Annotated in this window: 15 protein-coding genes; 9 read left to right on the plus strand and 6 right to left on the minus strand. The window is 67.6% G+C overall.

Annotation, left to right across the window (positions count from 1 at the left end; genetic code table 11):
• Nucleotides 1-239 precede the first annotated feature (239 nt).
• Complete coding sequence (locus tag EDD41_RS11410) at nucleotides 240-1,391, minus strand: P-loop NTPase family protein (RefSeq protein WP_148060545.1); 1,152 nt, start codon at nucleotides 1,389-1,391, stop codon at nucleotides 240-242.
• A 555-nt stretch (nucleotides 1,392-1,946) separates the two neighbouring features.
• Between EDD41_RS11410 and EDD41_RS11420 the strand changes: the two genes are divergently transcribed.
• On the plus strand, nucleotides 1,947-2,360 hold the full coding sequence (locus EDD41_RS11420) for a hypothetical protein (protein ID WP_123575985.1): 414 nt from the start codon (nucleotides 1,947-1,949) through the stop codon (nucleotides 2,358-2,360).
• A 119-nt stretch (nucleotides 2,361-2,479) separates the two neighbouring features.
• Here the strand turns inward: EDD41_RS11420 and EDD41_RS11425 are convergent, their stop codons facing one another.
• The 3 genes from EDD41_RS11425 to EDD41_RS16595 form a co-directional block, all read right to left on the minus strand.
• A complete protein-coding gene (locus EDD41_RS11425) occupies nucleotides 2,480-3,487 on the minus strand; it encodes a LacI family DNA-binding transcriptional regulator (protein ID WP_123575986.1) in 1,008 nt (335 codons plus the stop codon).
• 179 nt (nucleotides 3,488-3,666) lie between these two features.
• Nucleotides 3,667-4,740 (minus strand): IS3 family transposase, encoded by a 1,074-nt coding sequence (locus EDD41_RS11430; RefSeq protein WP_123574591.1) that lies wholly within the window; start codon nucleotides 4,738-4,740, stop codon nucleotides 3,667-3,669.
• Nucleotides 4,737-4,931, minus strand: coding sequence for a hypothetical protein (locus EDD41_RS16595; RefSeq protein WP_148060462.1), 195 nt, complete (start codon nucleotides 4,929-4,931; stop codon nucleotides 4,737-4,739). The genes EDD41_RS11430 and EDD41_RS16595 overlap by 4 nt, the downstream gene beginning before the upstream one ends.
• Nucleotides 4,932-5,239: 308 nt before the next feature.
• On the opposite strand from EDD41_RS16595, the gene EDD41_RS11440 reads away from it, so the two are divergent.
• The 4 genes from EDD41_RS11440 to EDD41_RS11455 all read left to right on the plus strand — a co-directional run bounded on the left by EDD41_RS11440 (nucleotide 5,240) and on the right by EDD41_RS11455 (nucleotide 10,601).
• Nucleotides 5,240-6,643, plus strand: a complete 1,404-nt coding sequence (locus tag EDD41_RS11440; protein ID WP_123575987.1) for a sugar porter family MFS transporter — start codon at nucleotides 5,240-5,242, stop codon at nucleotides 6,641-6,643.
• A gap of 41 nt (nucleotides 6,644-6,684) precedes the next feature.
• Nucleotides 6,685-7,389, plus strand: coding sequence for an L-ribulose-5-phosphate 4-epimerase (locus EDD41_RS11445; RefSeq protein ID WP_123575988.1), 705 nt, complete (start codon nucleotides 6,685-6,687; stop codon nucleotides 7,387-7,389).
• Between the two features lie 75 nt (nucleotides 7,390-7,464).
• On the plus strand, nucleotides 7,465-8,973 hold the full coding sequence (gene araA / locus EDD41_RS11450; protein WP_123577050.1) for an L-arabinose isomerase: 1,509 nt from the start codon (nucleotides 7,465-7,467) through the stop codon (nucleotides 8,971-8,973).
• Nucleotides 8,974-8,978: 5 nt separating this feature from the next.
• Entirely contained in the window at nucleotides 8,979-10,601 is a 1,623-nt protein-coding gene (locus EDD41_RS11455; protein WP_123575989.1) for a xylulokinase, read from the plus strand.
• A gap of 112 nt (nucleotides 10,602-10,713) precedes the next feature.
• Here the strand turns inward: EDD41_RS11455 and EDD41_RS11460 are convergent, their stop codons facing one another.
• Nucleotides 10,714-11,220 carry a GNAT family N-acetyltransferase gene (locus tag EDD41_RS11460; RefSeq protein ID WP_170165349.1) on the minus strand — a complete coding sequence of 169 codons (507 nt, stop codon included), beginning with the start codon at nucleotides 11,218-11,220 and terminating at the stop codon, nucleotides 10,714-10,716.
• 121 nt (nucleotides 11,221-11,341) lie between these two features.
• Between EDD41_RS11460 and EDD41_RS11465 the strand changes: the two genes are divergently transcribed.
• From EDD41_RS11465 to EDD41_RS11480, 4 genes are all read left to right on the plus strand, one after another.
• On the plus strand, nucleotides 11,342-12,184 hold the full coding sequence (locus EDD41_RS11465) for a phosphatidylinositol-specific phospholipase C/glycerophosphodiester phosphodiesterase family protein (RefSeq protein ID WP_123575991.1): 843 nt from the start codon (nucleotides 11,342-11,344) through the stop codon (nucleotides 12,182-12,184).
• A 159-nt stretch (nucleotides 12,185-12,343) separates the two neighbouring features.
• Nucleotides 12,344-13,534 (plus strand): Fic family protein, encoded by a 1,191-nt coding sequence (locus tag EDD41_RS11470; protein WP_123575992.1) that lies wholly within the window; start codon nucleotides 12,344-12,346, stop codon nucleotides 13,532-13,534.
• A 144-nt stretch (nucleotides 13,535-13,678) separates the two neighbouring features.
• Nucleotides 13,679-13,882, plus strand: coding sequence for a hypothetical protein (locus EDD41_RS11475; protein ID WP_123575993.1), 204 nt, complete (start codon nucleotides 13,679-13,681; stop codon nucleotides 13,880-13,882).
• A gap of 73 nt (nucleotides 13,883-13,955) precedes the next feature.
• Nucleotides 13,956-15,245: a glycosyltransferase gene (locus EDD41_RS11480; protein WP_123575994.1), complete on the plus strand. Its 1,290-nt coding sequence runs from the start codon at nucleotides 13,956-13,958 to the stop codon at nucleotides 15,243-15,245.
• Here the strand turns inward: EDD41_RS11480 and EDD41_RS11485 are convergent.
• Nucleotides 15,178-15,681: a DUF4334 domain-containing protein gene (locus EDD41_RS11485; RefSeq protein WP_211336644.1), complete on the minus strand. Its 504-nt coding sequence runs from the start codon at nucleotides 15,679-15,681 to the stop codon at nucleotides 15,178-15,180. The two genes, EDD41_RS11480 and EDD41_RS11485, sit on opposite strands and share 68 nt — an antisense overlap.
• Nucleotides 15,682-15,690: the final 9 nt, after the last annotated feature.

A 15,690-nucleotide genomic window follows, 5' to 3' on the forward strand; every position in this document is an offset into this window, starting at 1 on the left:
CATCACAGGTGGTTGCGTAGCAGTACCGCGCGCGGCGCACGGCGAGATAGCGGACATCCCAATCAGGGGCATCGGGGGCAGGTAAGAGAGTGAGCAGGCGCGCTCCCACTGAGCGGTGCCTGGTGATCGTCGTGCCCGTCTTGTTACCGAAGGCCGCGGCAGAAATGAGCTCCAGCTGGTTGCGCAGCTGGTGGGCTCGCAACCGCGTGACGGTGGCGGCGGGCAAGCAGGTCGGCAGTTCACACATGATGGGTCCCGGTAAGCGTTTCGCCGATCGCTTCGGCTGTGTCGAGCTCCGCCTCGGTCACCTTCTCCTTGCCAGGGCACTGAGAGGGTTGTCCGTGCGCGGCCCGGTTCCACGGCTCTTCGTAGTCCGTCAATAAGGCCTTGGCCTTTGCCAGAGCGTTGAGTCCAGCCGCATCGATGCCGGGGCGCCTGGCCGCACTGAAACGGTCCGACAATTTGTTCACATTCACGGCGTCGAGCTGGCCAAGCCACGCGTCTGGCGAGGCTCCATTCTTGGCCGCCTGCTGAGTCACGAACAGGCGAAGCGCGTTGTCGACGGCCTGCCGGCACAGCCCCCTGATCGACGTCGAAAGTGGTGTCAGATGGCCCAGCCCAAAGAGACGCCGGGCGTCCTCCAGCAGGAGACGCCACACGGCGTCGGCGCTCAGAACCTCCAGCGTGCCGCTGGAGTTGCGCGAGATGCTGCGGACGTCGACGTCGACGCTTGCGGCAAGGAGCTGCTCCTTGAGGCGTTCGTCGTGAGTCAGGACGATCACGCGACGCGCCCGCGCGATCTGCACCAACGCCTTCGCCGTACGGTCCACTCGCAGTTCGTCGAAGGCGTGGACCGGGTCATCCAGGATCATGAATCCGAAAGGGCCGTTCTCGGCCACCGCCAGCGCGGGAGCAAGGATGACCGCGTTGCGTTGCCCCGCGCTCAACATGCCCAACTGGATTTCTCGACTGTCCTGGGTATCGCTGTCGGAAGCTCCAGAAGCGCGCTCCAGGACGAAGTCGGCTCGACTCTTCTGCACTTTCACGTTACGAACGTTGAGACCTGCGTCATCGAGCAAGTTGGAGACAAAGGAATCAACACGACGCGCGAGGTCTGACTCGCGGTTCTGCTTCAACTGGTCCTCAACCTTGTCGAGGTACTTGTTCGCCCACTGCCATGCGGCCTTGTCAGCCGGCGCTCCATGGTGTTCACGCCATACGTCGTAGAACTGGGTGGCGGCTGCGTGGATCTTTCGGTTGATTACGCTGGTTTGCTCAATAGCCTGAACTGCCGCGTCGAGGTCTTCCTTAGTTCTTGCAGGGCTCTTTGCTCCAGATCCTCTACCTGCGAATTTGGTGAGCTCAACGTCAACAGAGCGGTGGATACCCACAGCGTCAGGATGACGCCAGCGAGTGACAGTGCCGTGTTCGAAGCGTCCAGCCCCAGTTGGGAGTTGTGCCACGTTCGCCATAGGGAATCAAGCAAGGCTGCGTCAGGCGATGACGCAAAGGCGATCACCGCCAGCATTGTGAAGCCGGAGCCAAGGATGAGTCCGAGCAGTATCGTCCATGTCATTTGCGTCACTTTCGCCCTTCGGATCTTGTCCAGCCGGGCTACTACGTGACGCGCTGACGCTTCGGTGTCAGGGATGACCATGCCGTACATGCAAGCAGGATGGTCTGGCCGAGGGAACACCCTCGCTGCTCGAGGGCATTGGACCTGACCGGGACTTGGCCTGGATCGAGGGGCAGACAACGCCGACCGGGCACTGGCTGGCCAGCCAGTCGTCGACCCCGGTCTCGCGTGACGCTGAAGGTGGGCTCTGTCGTTCTTGTCAGACCCACCCGACACGCTGGTCCCATGGAACAACCCCTGGGGTTCAGCATGGTGTGCCCGGTCGAGACCGAGGGAGATCTCGTCTGGGCGTGGCACGTGCTCGAGCGCGATGGATCAGGACTTCTGGGCGCAATCGCCGCCCGGTGCCGAGGGAACGCGCGAGGCGGTCTTCTTGGCGCATTGGCTGACGGAGGCGGGAAACAGCAGCGCCTTCCAGCGCATCGCCGACGGTCGGCCTCCGCTCCGCTCCGAGGAGCATGCCCGCCTGCTGGAGGCGCTCCACGCGGATGCTCTCGCCTACCAGCAGCTCGTCCGTGATGGGCTTCCCCGCCGGATGCCCGTCGCCGAGAACAGCTCGCTGGTTCCCGTGGTCATCCATCTGATTCGTGGTTGGTACCCCATCGAGGACGTGCTGGAGTCCTTCCGTGTCCTCGCAGCGTGGGAGGCAGAAGCCACCCACGAGGACTCTCTCGATGTGCTGGATTCCCTCCGCATCTGGAACTGCCCACACACTCCGTGCTGACGCGAATCCGGCGTCCGCCGATCAAGCCACAGCGGGCTGGCACAGGCGAGCCTGTGCCCTTGCAGGACGCCCTGTGGCTCACCCTCGAGGAGATCTGTATGGACCCGCTGCAGAGGCTCTCAGCGTGACGCCGTCGACTTGCGCACCTTCAGTTCCGGCGTGATCCGAACCGGCTGGATCGGGACGTCGGTGATCAACCCGATGAGCCCCTCCACGCAGGCCTCGCCGAGCTTCTCGAAGGGCTGGCGGACGCTGGTGAGCGGCGGGAGGAAGTAGGAGGCACCGGGGCTGTCGTCGTGGCCCACCACGGAGACCTGCCCGGGTACGGACACCGCCGCGTCGTGCAGCGCAGACATCAGTCCCAAGGCCATCTGGTCATTTGCGGAGACCACCGCTTCGGGCAGCCCGTCCTTGAGCAGCGCCACCCCGGCGCGGTGGCCGGATTCGGCACTCCAGTCGCCGTCCAGCACGTCGCGCACGGGAAGGCCTGCCGCGGTCATGGCGTCGCGCCAGCCGCGTTCGCGTTCCAGGGCGTCGAACCAGGTCACCGGCCCGCGCAGGTGGGCGATGTCGCGATGTCCCAACTCGATCAGGTGGTTGGTGGCCATCATGGCGGCGGCGTGCTGGTCGACGGAGACGGTGAGCATCCCCTCCAGGGGCTCCACTCCGTCGGCCACCAGCACCTGCGGCACCTCGCCGGCCAGCACCGTGAGGCGGTCCATCAGCTGCACCTGGGGCGCGATGACGATGATGCCGTCCACCCGGTGGTCCAGGAAGAGGTCCAGCACCTGCTGGATCTCGGCCTGGCTGGTGTCGCGGATGGCAGCAACCAGGGTGGCGTATCCCTGCTCGCGGGCGGCCATCTGGATTGACGACGAGGTCTGGCTGGGGCCGTAGTAGCCGCCCTGGTCCACGATGACGCCCAGGATGCGGCTGCGGCTGGTGGCCAACGCCCGAGCACCCATGTTGCGGCGATAGCCCAACGCGGAAATGGCCTGCTGCACGCGCTCCCGGGTGCCGGGGGCGACGCTGTCGGGCTGGTTCAGGACGCGGGAGACCGTCTGGTGGGAGACCCCGGCCGCGCGAGCAACATCGGCCATCCCGGGCCGACGTGGCGCTGTGGTCATTTCGTGCCTCTTTCACCTGTGCTCGTGGGCTGGGCCGCTGCCCGCGACTGTAGCGGGTGGCCGGGCGCGCGCCCCGCGCCGTCCGGATCATGCCGCCCGCAAGGAGTTCCCGTCGACTTACTGGGGACCCCTTGCAATCGCGTCGATGTGAGCGTTAACATCGATCTCAGCGGAAGCTGTCAACCTGTGTGGAGACACTCGCGGCGGGTTTGCTCGTCGAGGATGCCGTCGGGGTTGAGCCAGGCATGTGCGGGTGGTGTGGCCAGGTGGGGTGGCTGAGTGAATCGTTGGGGATATCGGTGGGCGAGGGCCTCAAGAGTGGCTTGGCGTCGGTGGTGGACCTGGTGCCAGGTGCCGTCGTGAACCGACTGGGGCGTGTGGCCGGCCAGGGATGAGTGGGCGTGGTGCTGGTTGTAGTCGGTGACCCGACGTGCGGCCCAAGACCGGGCGGCGTCGAGGTCGGTGAAGTATCCGGGCCAGTCACGGTGGTACTTCGCGGTCTTGAACCATGACTCCATGTGGGGGTTGTCGTTGGAGACCCGCGGCCGGTTGCGGGAGCGGGTGATGCCCATCGCGCGGAACACGCGGGCGAGTTCGTCGGACATCATCGACGGACCTCCATCGGAGTGGACGATGCGGGGATGGACGCCGTGCGTGGTGAATGCGGTGGTGAACATGTCGGCAGCCAGCTGGTCATCCTCGCAGTCCTCGACACGCCAAGCCATGATCCGGCGGGAGAACACGTCAATGACGGCATACAGGTTGAACCATTGGCCCTTGTACCGGCCGGGCAGCTTGGTGATGTCCCAGCACCACACCTGGTTGGGGCCGGTGGCATGCCACTGCGGCATCGCCGACGAGCGCTTGCGGGAACGTCGAGCAGTGGTGCAACGGATCCGTTCGGCGCGGGCGATGCGGTACCAGGTCGACAACGACGCCACCGGATCCCCGGCGTCCAACGCGTCGAACCACGCCTGATACGCGCTGATTCCCTGCTGCGCCGCCGAGCGCAACAGGCCGATGATGCGCTGCTGGTCCTGCTCCCCGACCCGGTTCGGGTAGGCCCGCCCCCGGTGTGGTGTCGGGCTGGCGATCCCGGGACGGGGATGACTGCGGTAGTGCCACGACGAACGCGACAACCCGATCACCGACAACGATCGCCGCAGGCTCCAACCCGCCTGGCGCAGGTCGTCCACCAGCGCCTGTTCGGCCGCCAAGAACCGCTCCTGCTCGGCGCTGACCTGCCCCGTCACTCGCCGTTGGTGGGCCCCTGCCTGACGGACAGCTGCTGCAAGAGCCCGATAGCTTTTCCCAACGCATCATTGGCCCGGGTCAACGACTCGATCTGCTCCCGAGCCTGCCGCGCCTCTTCCTCACGAGCCTGACGCTCGATGGCCAACTGCGCCTTCAACCGGGCGAACTCCGCCCCATCCGTGGCACTCATACGCGCAGTATCGCGAGGCTCCAACCCCAACTCCAAGTCCCCATACAAGTACTGCCGACGCCACGACTGCATCCGCCGCTGGGAAACCCCATGCTCATCTAGCCACCGCCCCTTCGACCCCTGCGGCAACACCAAGTACTCAGCCACCAACTCCGCCCGCTCCCTCGCGGTCCGCTGCTCAATCATCACGGCACCTCCCTGACTCACAACCAGCTTGCCAATCAGGGCAGAACAAGATGTTAGCGTTCACATCGAACGAACGCATCCACCTCATCTCACAGTCAATGACGACAGGAGTTGCTTCTCCCATGAGTCTCCGCACGGAAGCCGCAGCAGCGCCCACGCAGACCGAGCAGCGCAAGATCCCGGCCCGTTTCATCTACTTCTTCGGATCCTTCGGCGGGATCCTGTTCGGCTACGACATCGGCGTGATGACCGGCGCGCTTCCCTTCCTCACCAAGGACTGGGGCCTCACCGGCAATGCGGCCGCCATCGGCTGGATCACCTCGTCGCTGATGCTCGGCGCCATCTTCGGCGGCGCCATGTCCGGCCAGCTCGCCGACAAGCTCGGCCGTCGACGCAGCATCCTCGTCGCGGCCATCATCTTCGCCGTCGCCTCCCTGGCCCTGGGCGTCTCGCCCCACGGGAGCCTCGCGTACATGATCGTGATGCGTGTGGTGCTGGGCCTGGCCGTCGGAGCCGCCTCCGCCCTGGTCCCCGCCTACATGGCAGAGATGGCCCCCGCGGGAGTGCGCGGCCGGCTGTCCGGACTGAACCAGACGATGATCGTCTCCGGCATGCTGCTCAGCTACATCGTCGCCTGGTTCCTGCAGCACCTGCCCACCACCTGGGCCTGGCGCTCGATGCTGGCGGTGGCCGCCATCCCCGCCGTCATCCTCTTCCTCGGCGTGCTGAAGCTGCCCGAATCGCCCCGCTTCCTGGTGCGCAACGGCCAGGAGGGCATGGCGCGCGCCGTGCTCGGCATGATCCGCAAGCCCGAGCAGGTGGAGCCCGAACTCCGCGAGATCCAGCAGGCCATCGAGGCCGAGACCAATGCCCAGCAGAGCACCTCGTGGGCCACCCTGCTCAACCCCCGCTACCGCTACCTGCTGATCGCCGGCGTCGGCGTCGCGGCCTTCCAGCAGTTCCAGGGCGCCAACGCGATCTTCTACTACATCCCGCTGATCGTGGAGCAGGCCAGCGGCAAGGAGGCCAGCTCGGCCCTGATGTGGCCCATCATCCAGGGCGTCATCCTGGTGCTCGGCTCCCTGCTGTTCATGGCCATCGCGGACCGCTTCAACCGTCGCACCCTGCTCACGCTGGGCGGCAGCGTGATGGGCATCTCCTTCATCCTGCCGGCCGTGATCGCCAAGATCGCCCCCGACGCGAACCCGATGCTGATCGTGGTCTTCCTCAGCATCTACGTGGCCTTCTACTCCTTCACCTGGGCGCCGCTGACCTGGGTGCTGGTGGGCGAGGTCTTCCCGCTGGTCATCCGCGGGCGCGCCGCCGGCATGGCCTCCTCCTTCAACTGGATCGGCTCCTTCGCCGTCGGCCTGCTCTTCCCGATCATGACCGCCCACATGCCGCAGGCCGCAGTCTTCGCCATCTTCGGCGCCATCTGCATCGCCGGTGTCCTGTTCGTGCGCACCTGCGTCCCCGAGACCAAGGGCCGCTCCCTCGAGGAGATCGAGGCCGCGGGCAGCCGCTGACCCGGCCCCACTCCGCCAGACCCACACCCAGGAAGGCAACCATGACCATCGTCCTTGCAGAACTCGACCAGCAGACCCAGCAGCGGGTCGCCGAGACCCGCCAGCGCGTGAGTGACCTGCACGCCGAACTGCCCCGTAACCAGCTGGTGGTGTGGACCGCCGGCAATGTCTCCGAACGCGTCCCGGGCGCCGAGCTGTTCGTGATCAAGCCGTCGGGCGTCTCCTACGACGAGCTCGCCCCCGAGTCGATGGTCGTCTGCACTCTCGACGGCAACAAGATCGACGACGGAACCCCCGCCAAGCTGCAGCCCTCGTCGGACACCGCGGCCCACGCCTACGTTTACCGCGAGATGCCCGAGGTGGGCGGCGTCGTGCACACCCACTCCACCTACGCGACAGCCTGGGCCGCCCGCGGCGAGGAGATCCCCTGCGTGCTGACCATGATGGGCGACGAGTTCGGCGGCCCCATCCCCGTCGGCCCCTTCGCCATCATCGGCGACGACTCGATCGGCCGCGGCATCGTCGAGACCCTCAAGGGATCGCGCTCCCGGGCGGTGCTGATGCAGAACCACGGCCCCTTCACCATCGGCAAGGACGCCCGCGACGCCGTCAAGGCCGCCGTGATGTGCGAGGAGGTGGCCCGCACCGTGCACATCGCGTGCCAGCTGGGCACCCCGATCCCGATCGAGCAGGGCCACATCGACAGCCTCTACAACCGCTACCAGAACGTCTACGGACAGCACTGACCAGCAACACCTGACCATCCCTGCGGCCCGGATCGGCCGGGCCGCACCCGACATGCCAAAGGAGGCATGATTCCCATGAACAACCCCTTCGAGAATCGCGAGATCTGGTTCCTCACCGGAAGCCAGGGCCTGTACGGACCCGAAACCCTCGAGCAGGTGGCCGAGCAGTCCCAGGCCGTCGCCGGGCTCCTCGACGATGCCGAGCAGATCCCTGTCCCAGTCGTCTGGAAGCCGGTGCTGACCGACCGCGACGCCATCCGTCGCATCGCGCTGGAGGCCAATGCCGACGACCGCTGCGTAGGCGTGATCGTGTGGATGCACACCTTCTCCCCGGCCAAGATGTGGATCCAGGGCCTCGACGCGCTGGCCAAGCCGATGCTGCACCTGCACACGCAGTACAAGGCGGAACTGCCGTGGAGCACCATCGACATGGACTACATGAACCTGAACCAGGCCGCCCACGGCGACCGCGAGTTCGGCTACATCGCCACCCGGCTGGGCGTTGCCCGCAAGACCGTCGTCGGTCACGCGGCCACTGAGCAGACCCGTCAGCGGATCGGCCACTGGACCCGTGCCGCCGTCGGCTGGGCCGAGCTGCACCAGATGCGGCTGGCCCGCTTCGGCGACAACATGCGCAATGTCGCCGTCACCGAGGGCGACAAGACCGAGGCCGAGCTGCGGCTGGGCGTCTCGGTCAACACCTGGGGCGTCAACGACCTGGTCGCCGCCGTCGAGGCCGTCGAGGAGTCCGCCGTTGACGAGCTGGTGGCCACCTACGAGCAGGACTACGACGTCGCCGTCGAGCTGCGCCGCGGTGGGGAACGCCACGACTCCCTGCGCTACGGCGCCCGGCAGGAACTGGGCCTGCGCAGCTTCCTGGAGGAGGGCGGCTTCGGCGCCTTCACCACCAACTTCGAGGACCTCGGCGCCCTCAAGCAGCTGCCCGGCCTGGCCGTGCAGCGCCTGATGGCCGACGGCTACGGCTTCGGCGCGGAGGGCGACTGGAAGACCGCCATCCTGGTGCGGCTGGCCAAGGTGATGGGCCACGGGCTGCCCGGCGGCGCCTCCCTGATGGAGGACTACTGCTACGAGATGACGCCCGGCAAGGAGAAGATCCTGGGCGCCCACATGCTGGAGGTCTGCCCGTCGTTGACCCAGGGCCGCGCCAGCCTGGAGATCCACCCGCTGGCCATCGGCGACCGTGAGGACCCGGTGCGCCTGCGCTTCACCGCCGACCCCGGCAAGGGCCTGGTGGTGGCACTGTCCGACATGCGTGACCGCTTCCGGATGGTGGTCAACAGCGTCGACATCGTCGATCCCGACGAGTCGCTGCCCCAGCTGCCCGTCGCCTGCGCGGTCTGGCAGCCCAAGCCCGACTTCCACACCTCCGCGGAGTGCTGGTTGACCGCCGGTGCCGCCCACCACACGGTCATGACCCAGGCCGTCGACCTGGAGGTCTTCCGCGACTTCGCCACCATCGCCGGCATCGAACTGGCCGAGATCGGCGAGGACACCACGGTGCGCGGCTTCGCCCAGGAACTGCGCGTCGGGCAGGTCTACCACCGCCTGGCCCAGGGGATGTGAGCGCGATGACCGGCACCGACAAGGCTGCCGTGGACGGCGCGAGCGTCATCCGCGACGGCAAGGCCCACCTGGGCATCGAGTTCGGTTCCACCCGGATCAAGGCGGCCCTGGTGGACGCCGATGGGCAGCTGCTCGGCTCCGGCGCCCACGACTGGGAGAACCGTTGCGTCGACGACAACTGGACCTACGGCCTGGACGAGGTGTGGGGCGGGCTGCAGACCTGCGTCGCCGCTCTGCAGGCCGACGTGGAGGCCCGCTGGGGCGTCCACCTCGAACGGCTCGGCGGGCTGGGCATCTCCGCGATGATGCACGGCTACCTCGCCTTCGACGCGCAGGGCGAGCAGCTGGTGGACTTCCGGACCTGGCGCAACACCTACACCACCACGGCCGCCGCCCGGCTGACGCAGGCCTTCGGGCAGAACATCCCGCTGCGCTGGAGCGTCTCCCACCTGCTGCACGCCGTGCTGGAGGGCGAAGAGCACATCGAGCGGCTGGACCACATCACCACCCTGGCCGGCTACGTCCACTGGAAGCTGACCGGACGCAAGGTGCTCGGTGTGGGCGATGCCAGCGGCGTCTTCCCCATCGACTCCGCCACCGGCAGCTACGACGCCACGATGATGGACGCCTTCGACGCCCTGCCGGAGGTGGCCCAGATGCCGTGGAAGATCGGCGACCTGCTGCCCCAGGTGCTTCCCGCCGGGGCCGACGCCGGCAGCCTGACCGACGAGGGTGCACGCCTGCTGGACCCCAGTGGCTCGCTGCAGGCGGGGGCTCCGGTGGCGCCGCCGGAGGGCGACGCCGGCACCGGAATGGTGGCCACCAACAGCATCCGTCCCGGCACCGGCAATGTCAGCGCCGGCACCAGCGCCTTCGCGATGGTGGTGCTGGACCGGGAGCTGAACGGGATCCGTGAGGAGATCGACCTGGTCGCGACCCCCGCCGGGGACCCCGTCGCCATGATCCACACCAACAACTGCACGGGAGACCTCGACGCCTGGCTGGGCATGCTCGGTGAGCTGCCGTCCCTGATGGGTCTGGAGGTGGACCGGGAGGAGTTCTACCGTCGCCTCTTCGGGCACGCGCTGGAGGCACCGGCCGACTGCGACGGCCTGCTGTCCTACAACTACCTGTCCGGTGAGCACCAGACCGGTGTGGCCACGGGGCGTCCGCTCTTCCTGCGGGGGCAGGACAGCGGCCTGAAGCTGGCCAGTTTCATGCGGGCGCAGCTCAACGCGGCCTTCGCCGCGCTGGCCTGCGGCATGAAGGTGCTGCTGGACGAGGAGAAGGTGCCGCTCACCTCGCTCTTCGCCCACGGCGGCATCTTCCGCACCGAAGGCGTTGCGCAGCAGGTGCTGGCCGAAGCACTCGACACTCCCGTCGCGGTGGGGGACACCGCGGGTGAGGGCGGCGCGTGGGGCATGGCCGTGTTGGCGGCCTTCGCCGCACGTCCCGAGGCAGAACGGGAGGGTGGTCTGGCTGGCTACCTGGAGGAGCGGGTCTTCTCCGACGCCCAGGTGACCACCCGTGATCCCGAAGCCGAGGGTGTCGCCGGCTACGCGTCCTGGCTGGAGCGCTACCAGGCCGGGCTTGCCGTGGAGCGGTTGGCAGGGGAGGTCCTGGCCTGACGATGACTGTTGGGGCTGCCCTCCACGGAGGGCGGCCCCAACATGTCACTCAGGATGGTCGCGGCTCCTGCGCTCCTTGGCACCTTCGGATGTCAGGTCACCTGGGATGCGATCACAGGCAACTCTGCGACGCGTGCGGCTCCAGGGCCCTTGTCATCGCAAGCCAGGTGCGTCCGTGATCGGCTTCCTCCCCTGTGACGTTGAAGTCCAGCGACTCGTACAGCCGTCTCGCAGCAACGTTGCCCGACGCGACATTGAGCGTCGCGCGCAGACAGCGGGCCAGTTCAGGGCTGTGCAGGCGGGCATGTTCGAGCAGTTCGGTGACCAGCACCCGCCCCAGCCCCTCGCCCTGCCGCTGGGGATCGACCATCAGTCGGCCCAGGTGCACCGCGCCGTCACGCAGCGTGAACGACCCGGTTCCCACCAACCGCCCTTCGAAGAACAGGGAACGCACCTGCCACCCCTCAAGGCTGGTGTCGAGCAGGGCCTGTGGATCAAGCGGGAAGCGCAGCTTGGGCCCGGCGAAGGTCAGCAGCTCTTCGGGGCTGGAGACCCAGCTGCTGACCAGTGTCGCGTCAGCGAAGGTGGTGGCGCGCAGTTCCACGGGACGAGTGTTCACCCGGCAAGTCTGGCAGGCGCGAACTGCCCCTCGTCTTGTCATGCACCGGTCATCCGCCCGACGCCAACCCGCTACCCGCCCACGATTTCCTTGCAAGTTTCAACACCCACAAGGAGAACCCATGTCCCGCAAGATCCTCGCGCTGTTCACATCCCTGCTCGCGGCGCTGCTGCTCGCCGCCGGCCTCACCCCGGCCCACGCCAAGAGCGCGCCCGCCGACCTCGGCGCCCCGGTCGCCCAGACCCATGCCCACAATGACTACGAACACACCCGTCCGCTGTACGACGCCCTGTCCCACGGATTCGTGTCCGTCGAGGCCGACGTGTGGCTGGTCGACGGCGAGCTGCTGATCGCCCACGACAAGGAAGACCTCGACCCCACCCGCACGCTCAAGGGCCTCTACCTGGAGCCGCTGCGCGAGATCGCCAAGGGCAAGGGCCGCAGCGCCTACCCCGGCTGGGACGGATCGCTGCAGCTGCTGATCGACATCAAGACCGATGGTGAGTCCACCTACGCCGCCATCGAGAAGGCCCTGGCCGAGTACCCGCAGGTCTTCACCAAGTACAGCCACGGCAAGGTGAAGCAGGGCCCGGTCACCGCTGTCATCTCCGGCAACCGTCCGCTGCAGACCATGACCGATGCCACCGTGCGTCGCGGCTTCTACGACGGCCGCAGCACCGACCTGCGCTCCGGGATCAGCCCCTGCCTGATGCCGCTGGTCAGCGAGAACTGGACCAAGCTGTTCACTTGGCAGGGCGTCGGCGAGATGCCGGCCGCCGAGCGCGCCAAGCTCGTCGACTACGTCACCACCGCCCACGACGCCGGCTACACGGTGCGCTTCTGGGCCACCAACGACGTCGACGGCCCCGCCCGCGAGGCGCTGTGGAAGGAGCTGGCCGCCGCTGGCGTCGACTACATCAACACCGACGACCTGGCCGGTCTGGAAGCCTTCCTGACCGCTTGATCCGCTGTCTCGGCGCCCCGGTTCCCACGACGTGGGGCCGGGGCGCCCTTGCGCGCACGTGAGGAGGGATCCGGGTTCCAATCCCGACCCAATGTATCTAGTATTAGATGCATTGGGTCGCCCTGTGGGTGGTCAATGCATCTAGAACAAGGGGCATTCATGGCCGAGATCTACCGCGCCCCGCTGTTGGGCGACCACGACCGGAACGTCGCCGCCGAGATCAACGGGATGAAGCGCGAACTGAGTTCCAGGCTGCGAACGCCACGGCGTTGGCACGGTGGGCTGCGTCGCAGCGCCCAAGCACGTGCCGTGCAGGGCTCGAACACCATCGAGGGATACACCATCACTCCCGAGGATGCGCTGGCCGCGATGGACGACGAGGAGCCCTTGTCTGCGGACCAGAAGACATGGGCTGAAATCACCGGCTATCGACGGGTCCTCACCTACGTGATCAACCTCGCCACGGCCCCGGGCTTCACCATTGACGCGCAGACCTTGCGCACCATGCACTTCATGCTGTTGGAGCACGACTTCTCCAAGTCGCCTGGCTGCTATCGCACCAGCGAGATCTACGTCCGGTATGACAGGGGAGATCGCACTGTCTACCAAGGGCCCGATCCGGAGCTCGTGCCCGACCTGATGGAATCCTTGGTTGCTTCTCTGGCGAGCCCAGCGCCGGTCGATCCCATGGTTCGCGCTGCCATGGCCCACCTGAACCTGGTGATGATCCACCCCTTCCGCGATGGCAACGGCCGCATGGCTCGGGCACTCCAGACCATGGTGATGGCGCGCGACAAGGTGATCACTCCGGAGTTCTCCAGCATCGAGGAGTGGTTGGGCAGCAACACCGACGACTACTACCGGATTCTCGCAGCGACCGGACAGGGAGCCTGGCATCCAGAGAATGACGCGACGCTCTGGATCCAGTTCAACCTGCGAGCCCATCACATGCAGGCCCAGACCTTGCGCCGCCGATTCAGTGAGGCCGAAGTGTTGTGGGGGGAGCTGGACCAGCTGGTCGCCACGTTCGGGCTGCCGGATCGTGCGGCCGACGTGCTCTTCGACGCCTATCAAGGGCGACGCGTCACACGCGCGAGCCACATGGAAAGATCTGGCGGCATCGATCCTCGGACAGCCACCAAGGACCTGCAGCGCATGGCCGAGGTCGGGCTGCTCACCGCCCGCGGTGAGACTCGTGCCCGGCATTACGTCAGCGGGCCGACGCTGGGTGAACTGACCGATCAGATCCGGAGCGGTCGGCAGCCCCTCGGCGACCCCTATCCCGATCTCGAGGCGCGGCTCCGACTGCCCGGGGCAACGGGTGGAGCCCCCGTGGCCTCCCTGTTCTAGCCCGGCGCAGCAGCCTCGATTCCCTGTGCATCCCCTGATGGGTGGCGCACTGCGACGAATGGTTGGCTCCCCGTCCTGTCACTCTGGAGTCCGGTCCATGGAGTCTTGGGGAGGCTCCGCATCGACTCCACGCAAGGAATCGCCATGATCAACCCGTTCGCCCCGTCGCGTGATTCGCTCGTCCGGGAGCAGCTGCCCGAATGGCTCCGCCTTGGATCACAGCGCGCCGAGTCCTCACTTCAGCAGGCCCCGTGGCCGCCGGTGAAGACCGCCACCCAGCGCGAGGCGGCGCAGGCTGGCTGGCTGACCCGGGCCGCACCCCCCACTCGGCATTCCGCCAGCGCCTGAACTCACCCCAGCCGCACGAACTGGACCCCCGAGGCCCAGGTTCGGCGACCCCGCGGGCGCGTGGCGTCCAGACATGGACACCGCCACGACGGTTCTGTTCAACCCGATCGGGCTGAACCTGGCCGAAGTCACCCGCATGGTGGAGGTGGCACGCGCCCTTCGCAACCACTCCGGCATGCGCCCCGTCTTCCTGGTGCACGACAAGGGCTTCGACCACCTCGTCACCCAGGCCGGCTTCACGCGCCTTCCCGGCGCCACACCGTTCACCGACGAGCAGGCCCGTCAGGTGGTTGCCTTCGACCAGGGCCGCACACTGCGCCACCCGTTCACCCTCGAGCGGGTGCGCGAACGCGTCGCGGTGGAGCGCGCCGCCATTCGGGATCTCGGGGCAGCGGCCGTCGTGCACGGCACCAACCCCACCACGCCCATCTCCGCCCGCGCCGAGGGCGTCCCACTCTTCTATCCGGTGCCATACGCCCTCAGCGCCGCGCACCTCGCCTCGGGCCGCGGCCTGCCGATCCTGCCACCCCACGGCCCCGGAAGGCTGCTGAACAAGGGACTCGCCAGCCTCGCCGCCCGCCTCGTCGGCGGCGCGCCACTGCTCCCGTCATCCTTCCAGCGCGTCGGCCGGGAGAACGACGTGCGGATGCGCAGCCTGGGTGACCTGCTCGGCGCGGACCACGTCCTGCTCACCGCCATGCCCGACGAGGTGGGCAGCTCCCCACTGCCCGCGGGGCGCCATCGCGTCGGCCCGGTCTTCGCCAGGCTGGACGCCCCGATGCCCGGCATCGTCGACGAACTGGTGGCCGGCGAACGCCGCGTCGTCTACTGCGCCTTCGGATCCTCCGGGAGCCCAGAGCTGGCGCGCCATGCCCTGCGCGCCCTGGCCGAGGCGCCCGTCGAGGTGATCGCACCGCTGCGCCAGTACCTCACGCCCGAGGAGGAGTCCCGGCTCCCCGGAAACATCCACGTCACGGATCTCGTCCCCGCGCACCGCCTCGAAGGGCTGGTGGACGCCGCAGTGCTGCACGGTGGGCAGGGGACCGTGCAGACCGCCTGCGCCACCGGAATCCCCTTCATCGGGATGGGGCTCAGCGCCGAACAGCGGTGGAATGTGGACGTCTGGGCCCGTCGCGGCAATGCAATCGCCCTGTCCCCGCGGGCACTGCGCGGCGACGCCCGGCGCTTCCGCGACGCCCTGTGTCGCCTGCTGGGGGATCCCGGGATCCTGCAGGCCGCCAGACAGGTTGCCCGCGAGCACGAGGGTGTCGACGGGGCCGCCGAGTGTGCCCGGATCATTGCCGATGAAGTTGGAAGAAGTAGGGTTCCAACCCGCGGGCGTCCATCAACCCCAACAGCGTGACCTCGTCCAGACGCCGGAAGTGGTCGATGATCGGCAGCGCGTCGTAGACCATCGCCGCACTCACCATTCCCCGGTGCTCGACGCGGCGCAGCCGCGCTCCCGGACGACGGGTGGTGGCCACCCGTAACAGGCCCCGCCGTGACAATGACTCCGCGACGCGGCCCACAGCACCGCTGGTGAGCACCCCGGCGTGCGGCAGCAACCGTGCGGGCAGCCATGCCGGGTCCACCAGGAACTCTCCCCGGGAATCGGCGAAGACCAGCGGATGCACCGTCTCCTGGTCCTCGAAGCGCTTTCCCTTCCAGCCCAAGGTTTCCAGCAGCCCGTCGAGCCGGTGCCCGGTGGGCAGGCCACTACCTGCCCAGCTACCGATCATCTCGTCGTTTCGTACCGCGGGAAGCTGGTCGAAGCGTTCCAGAGCCTGCTTGGTGTCCATGCCCTCCAT

The organism is Luteococcus japonicus (assembly GCF_003752415.1).
Taxonomy (GTDB): Bacteria; Actinomycetota; Actinomycetes; order Propionibacteriales; family Propionibacteriaceae; genus Luteococcus; species Luteococcus japonicus.

What these genes read in the sequence shown, in the direction of transcription:
- EDD41_RS11420 (WP_123575985.1), top strand. Translation starts at nt 1,947, where the DNA reads ATGGATCAGGACTTCTGGGCGCAATCGCCGCCCGGTGCCGAGGGAACG.
- EDD41_RS11425 (WP_123575986.1), bottom strand. Translation starts at nt 3,487, where the DNA reads ATGACCACAGCGCCACGTCGGCCCGGGATGGCCGATGTTGCTCGCGCG.
- EDD41_RS16595 (WP_148060462.1), bottom strand. Translation starts at nt 4,931, where the DNA reads ATGAGTGCCACGGATGGGGCGGAGTTCGCCCGGTTGAAGGCGCAGTTG.
- EDD41_RS11440 (WP_123575987.1), top strand. Translation starts at nt 5,240, where the DNA reads ATGAGTCTCCGCACGGAAGCCGCAGCAGCGCCCACGCAGACCGAGCAG.
- EDD41_RS11445 (WP_123575988.1), top strand. Translation starts at nt 6,685, where the DNA reads ATGACCATCGTCCTTGCAGAACTCGACCAGCAGACCCAGCAGCGGGTC.
- araA (WP_123577050.1), top strand. Translation starts at nt 7,465, where the DNA reads ATGAACAACCCCTTCGAGAATCGCGAGATCTGGTTCCTCACCGGAAGC.
- EDD41_RS11455 (WP_123575989.1), top strand. Translation starts at nt 8,979, where the DNA reads ATGACCGGCACCGACAAGGCTGCCGTGGACGGCGCGAGCGTCATCCGC.
- EDD41_RS11465 (WP_123575991.1), top strand. Translation starts at nt 11,342, where the DNA reads ATGTCCCGCAAGATCCTCGCGCTGTTCACATCCCTGCTCGCGGCGCTG.
- EDD41_RS11470 (WP_123575992.1), top strand. Translation starts at nt 12,344, where the DNA reads ATGGCCGAGATCTACCGCGCCCCGCTGTTGGGCGACCACGACCGGAAC.
- EDD41_RS11475 (WP_123575993.1), top strand. Translation starts at nt 13,679, where the DNA reads ATGATCAACCCGTTCGCCCCGTCGCGTGATTCGCTCGTCCGGGAGCAG.
- EDD41_RS11480 (WP_123575994.1), top strand. Translation starts at nt 13,956, where the DNA reads ATGGACACCGCCACGACGGTTCTGTTCAACCCGATCGGGCTGAACCTG.
- EDD41_RS11485 (WP_211336644.1), bottom strand. Translation starts at nt 15,681, where the DNA reads ATGGACACCAAGCAGGCTCTGGAACGCTTCGACCAGCTTCCCGCGGTA.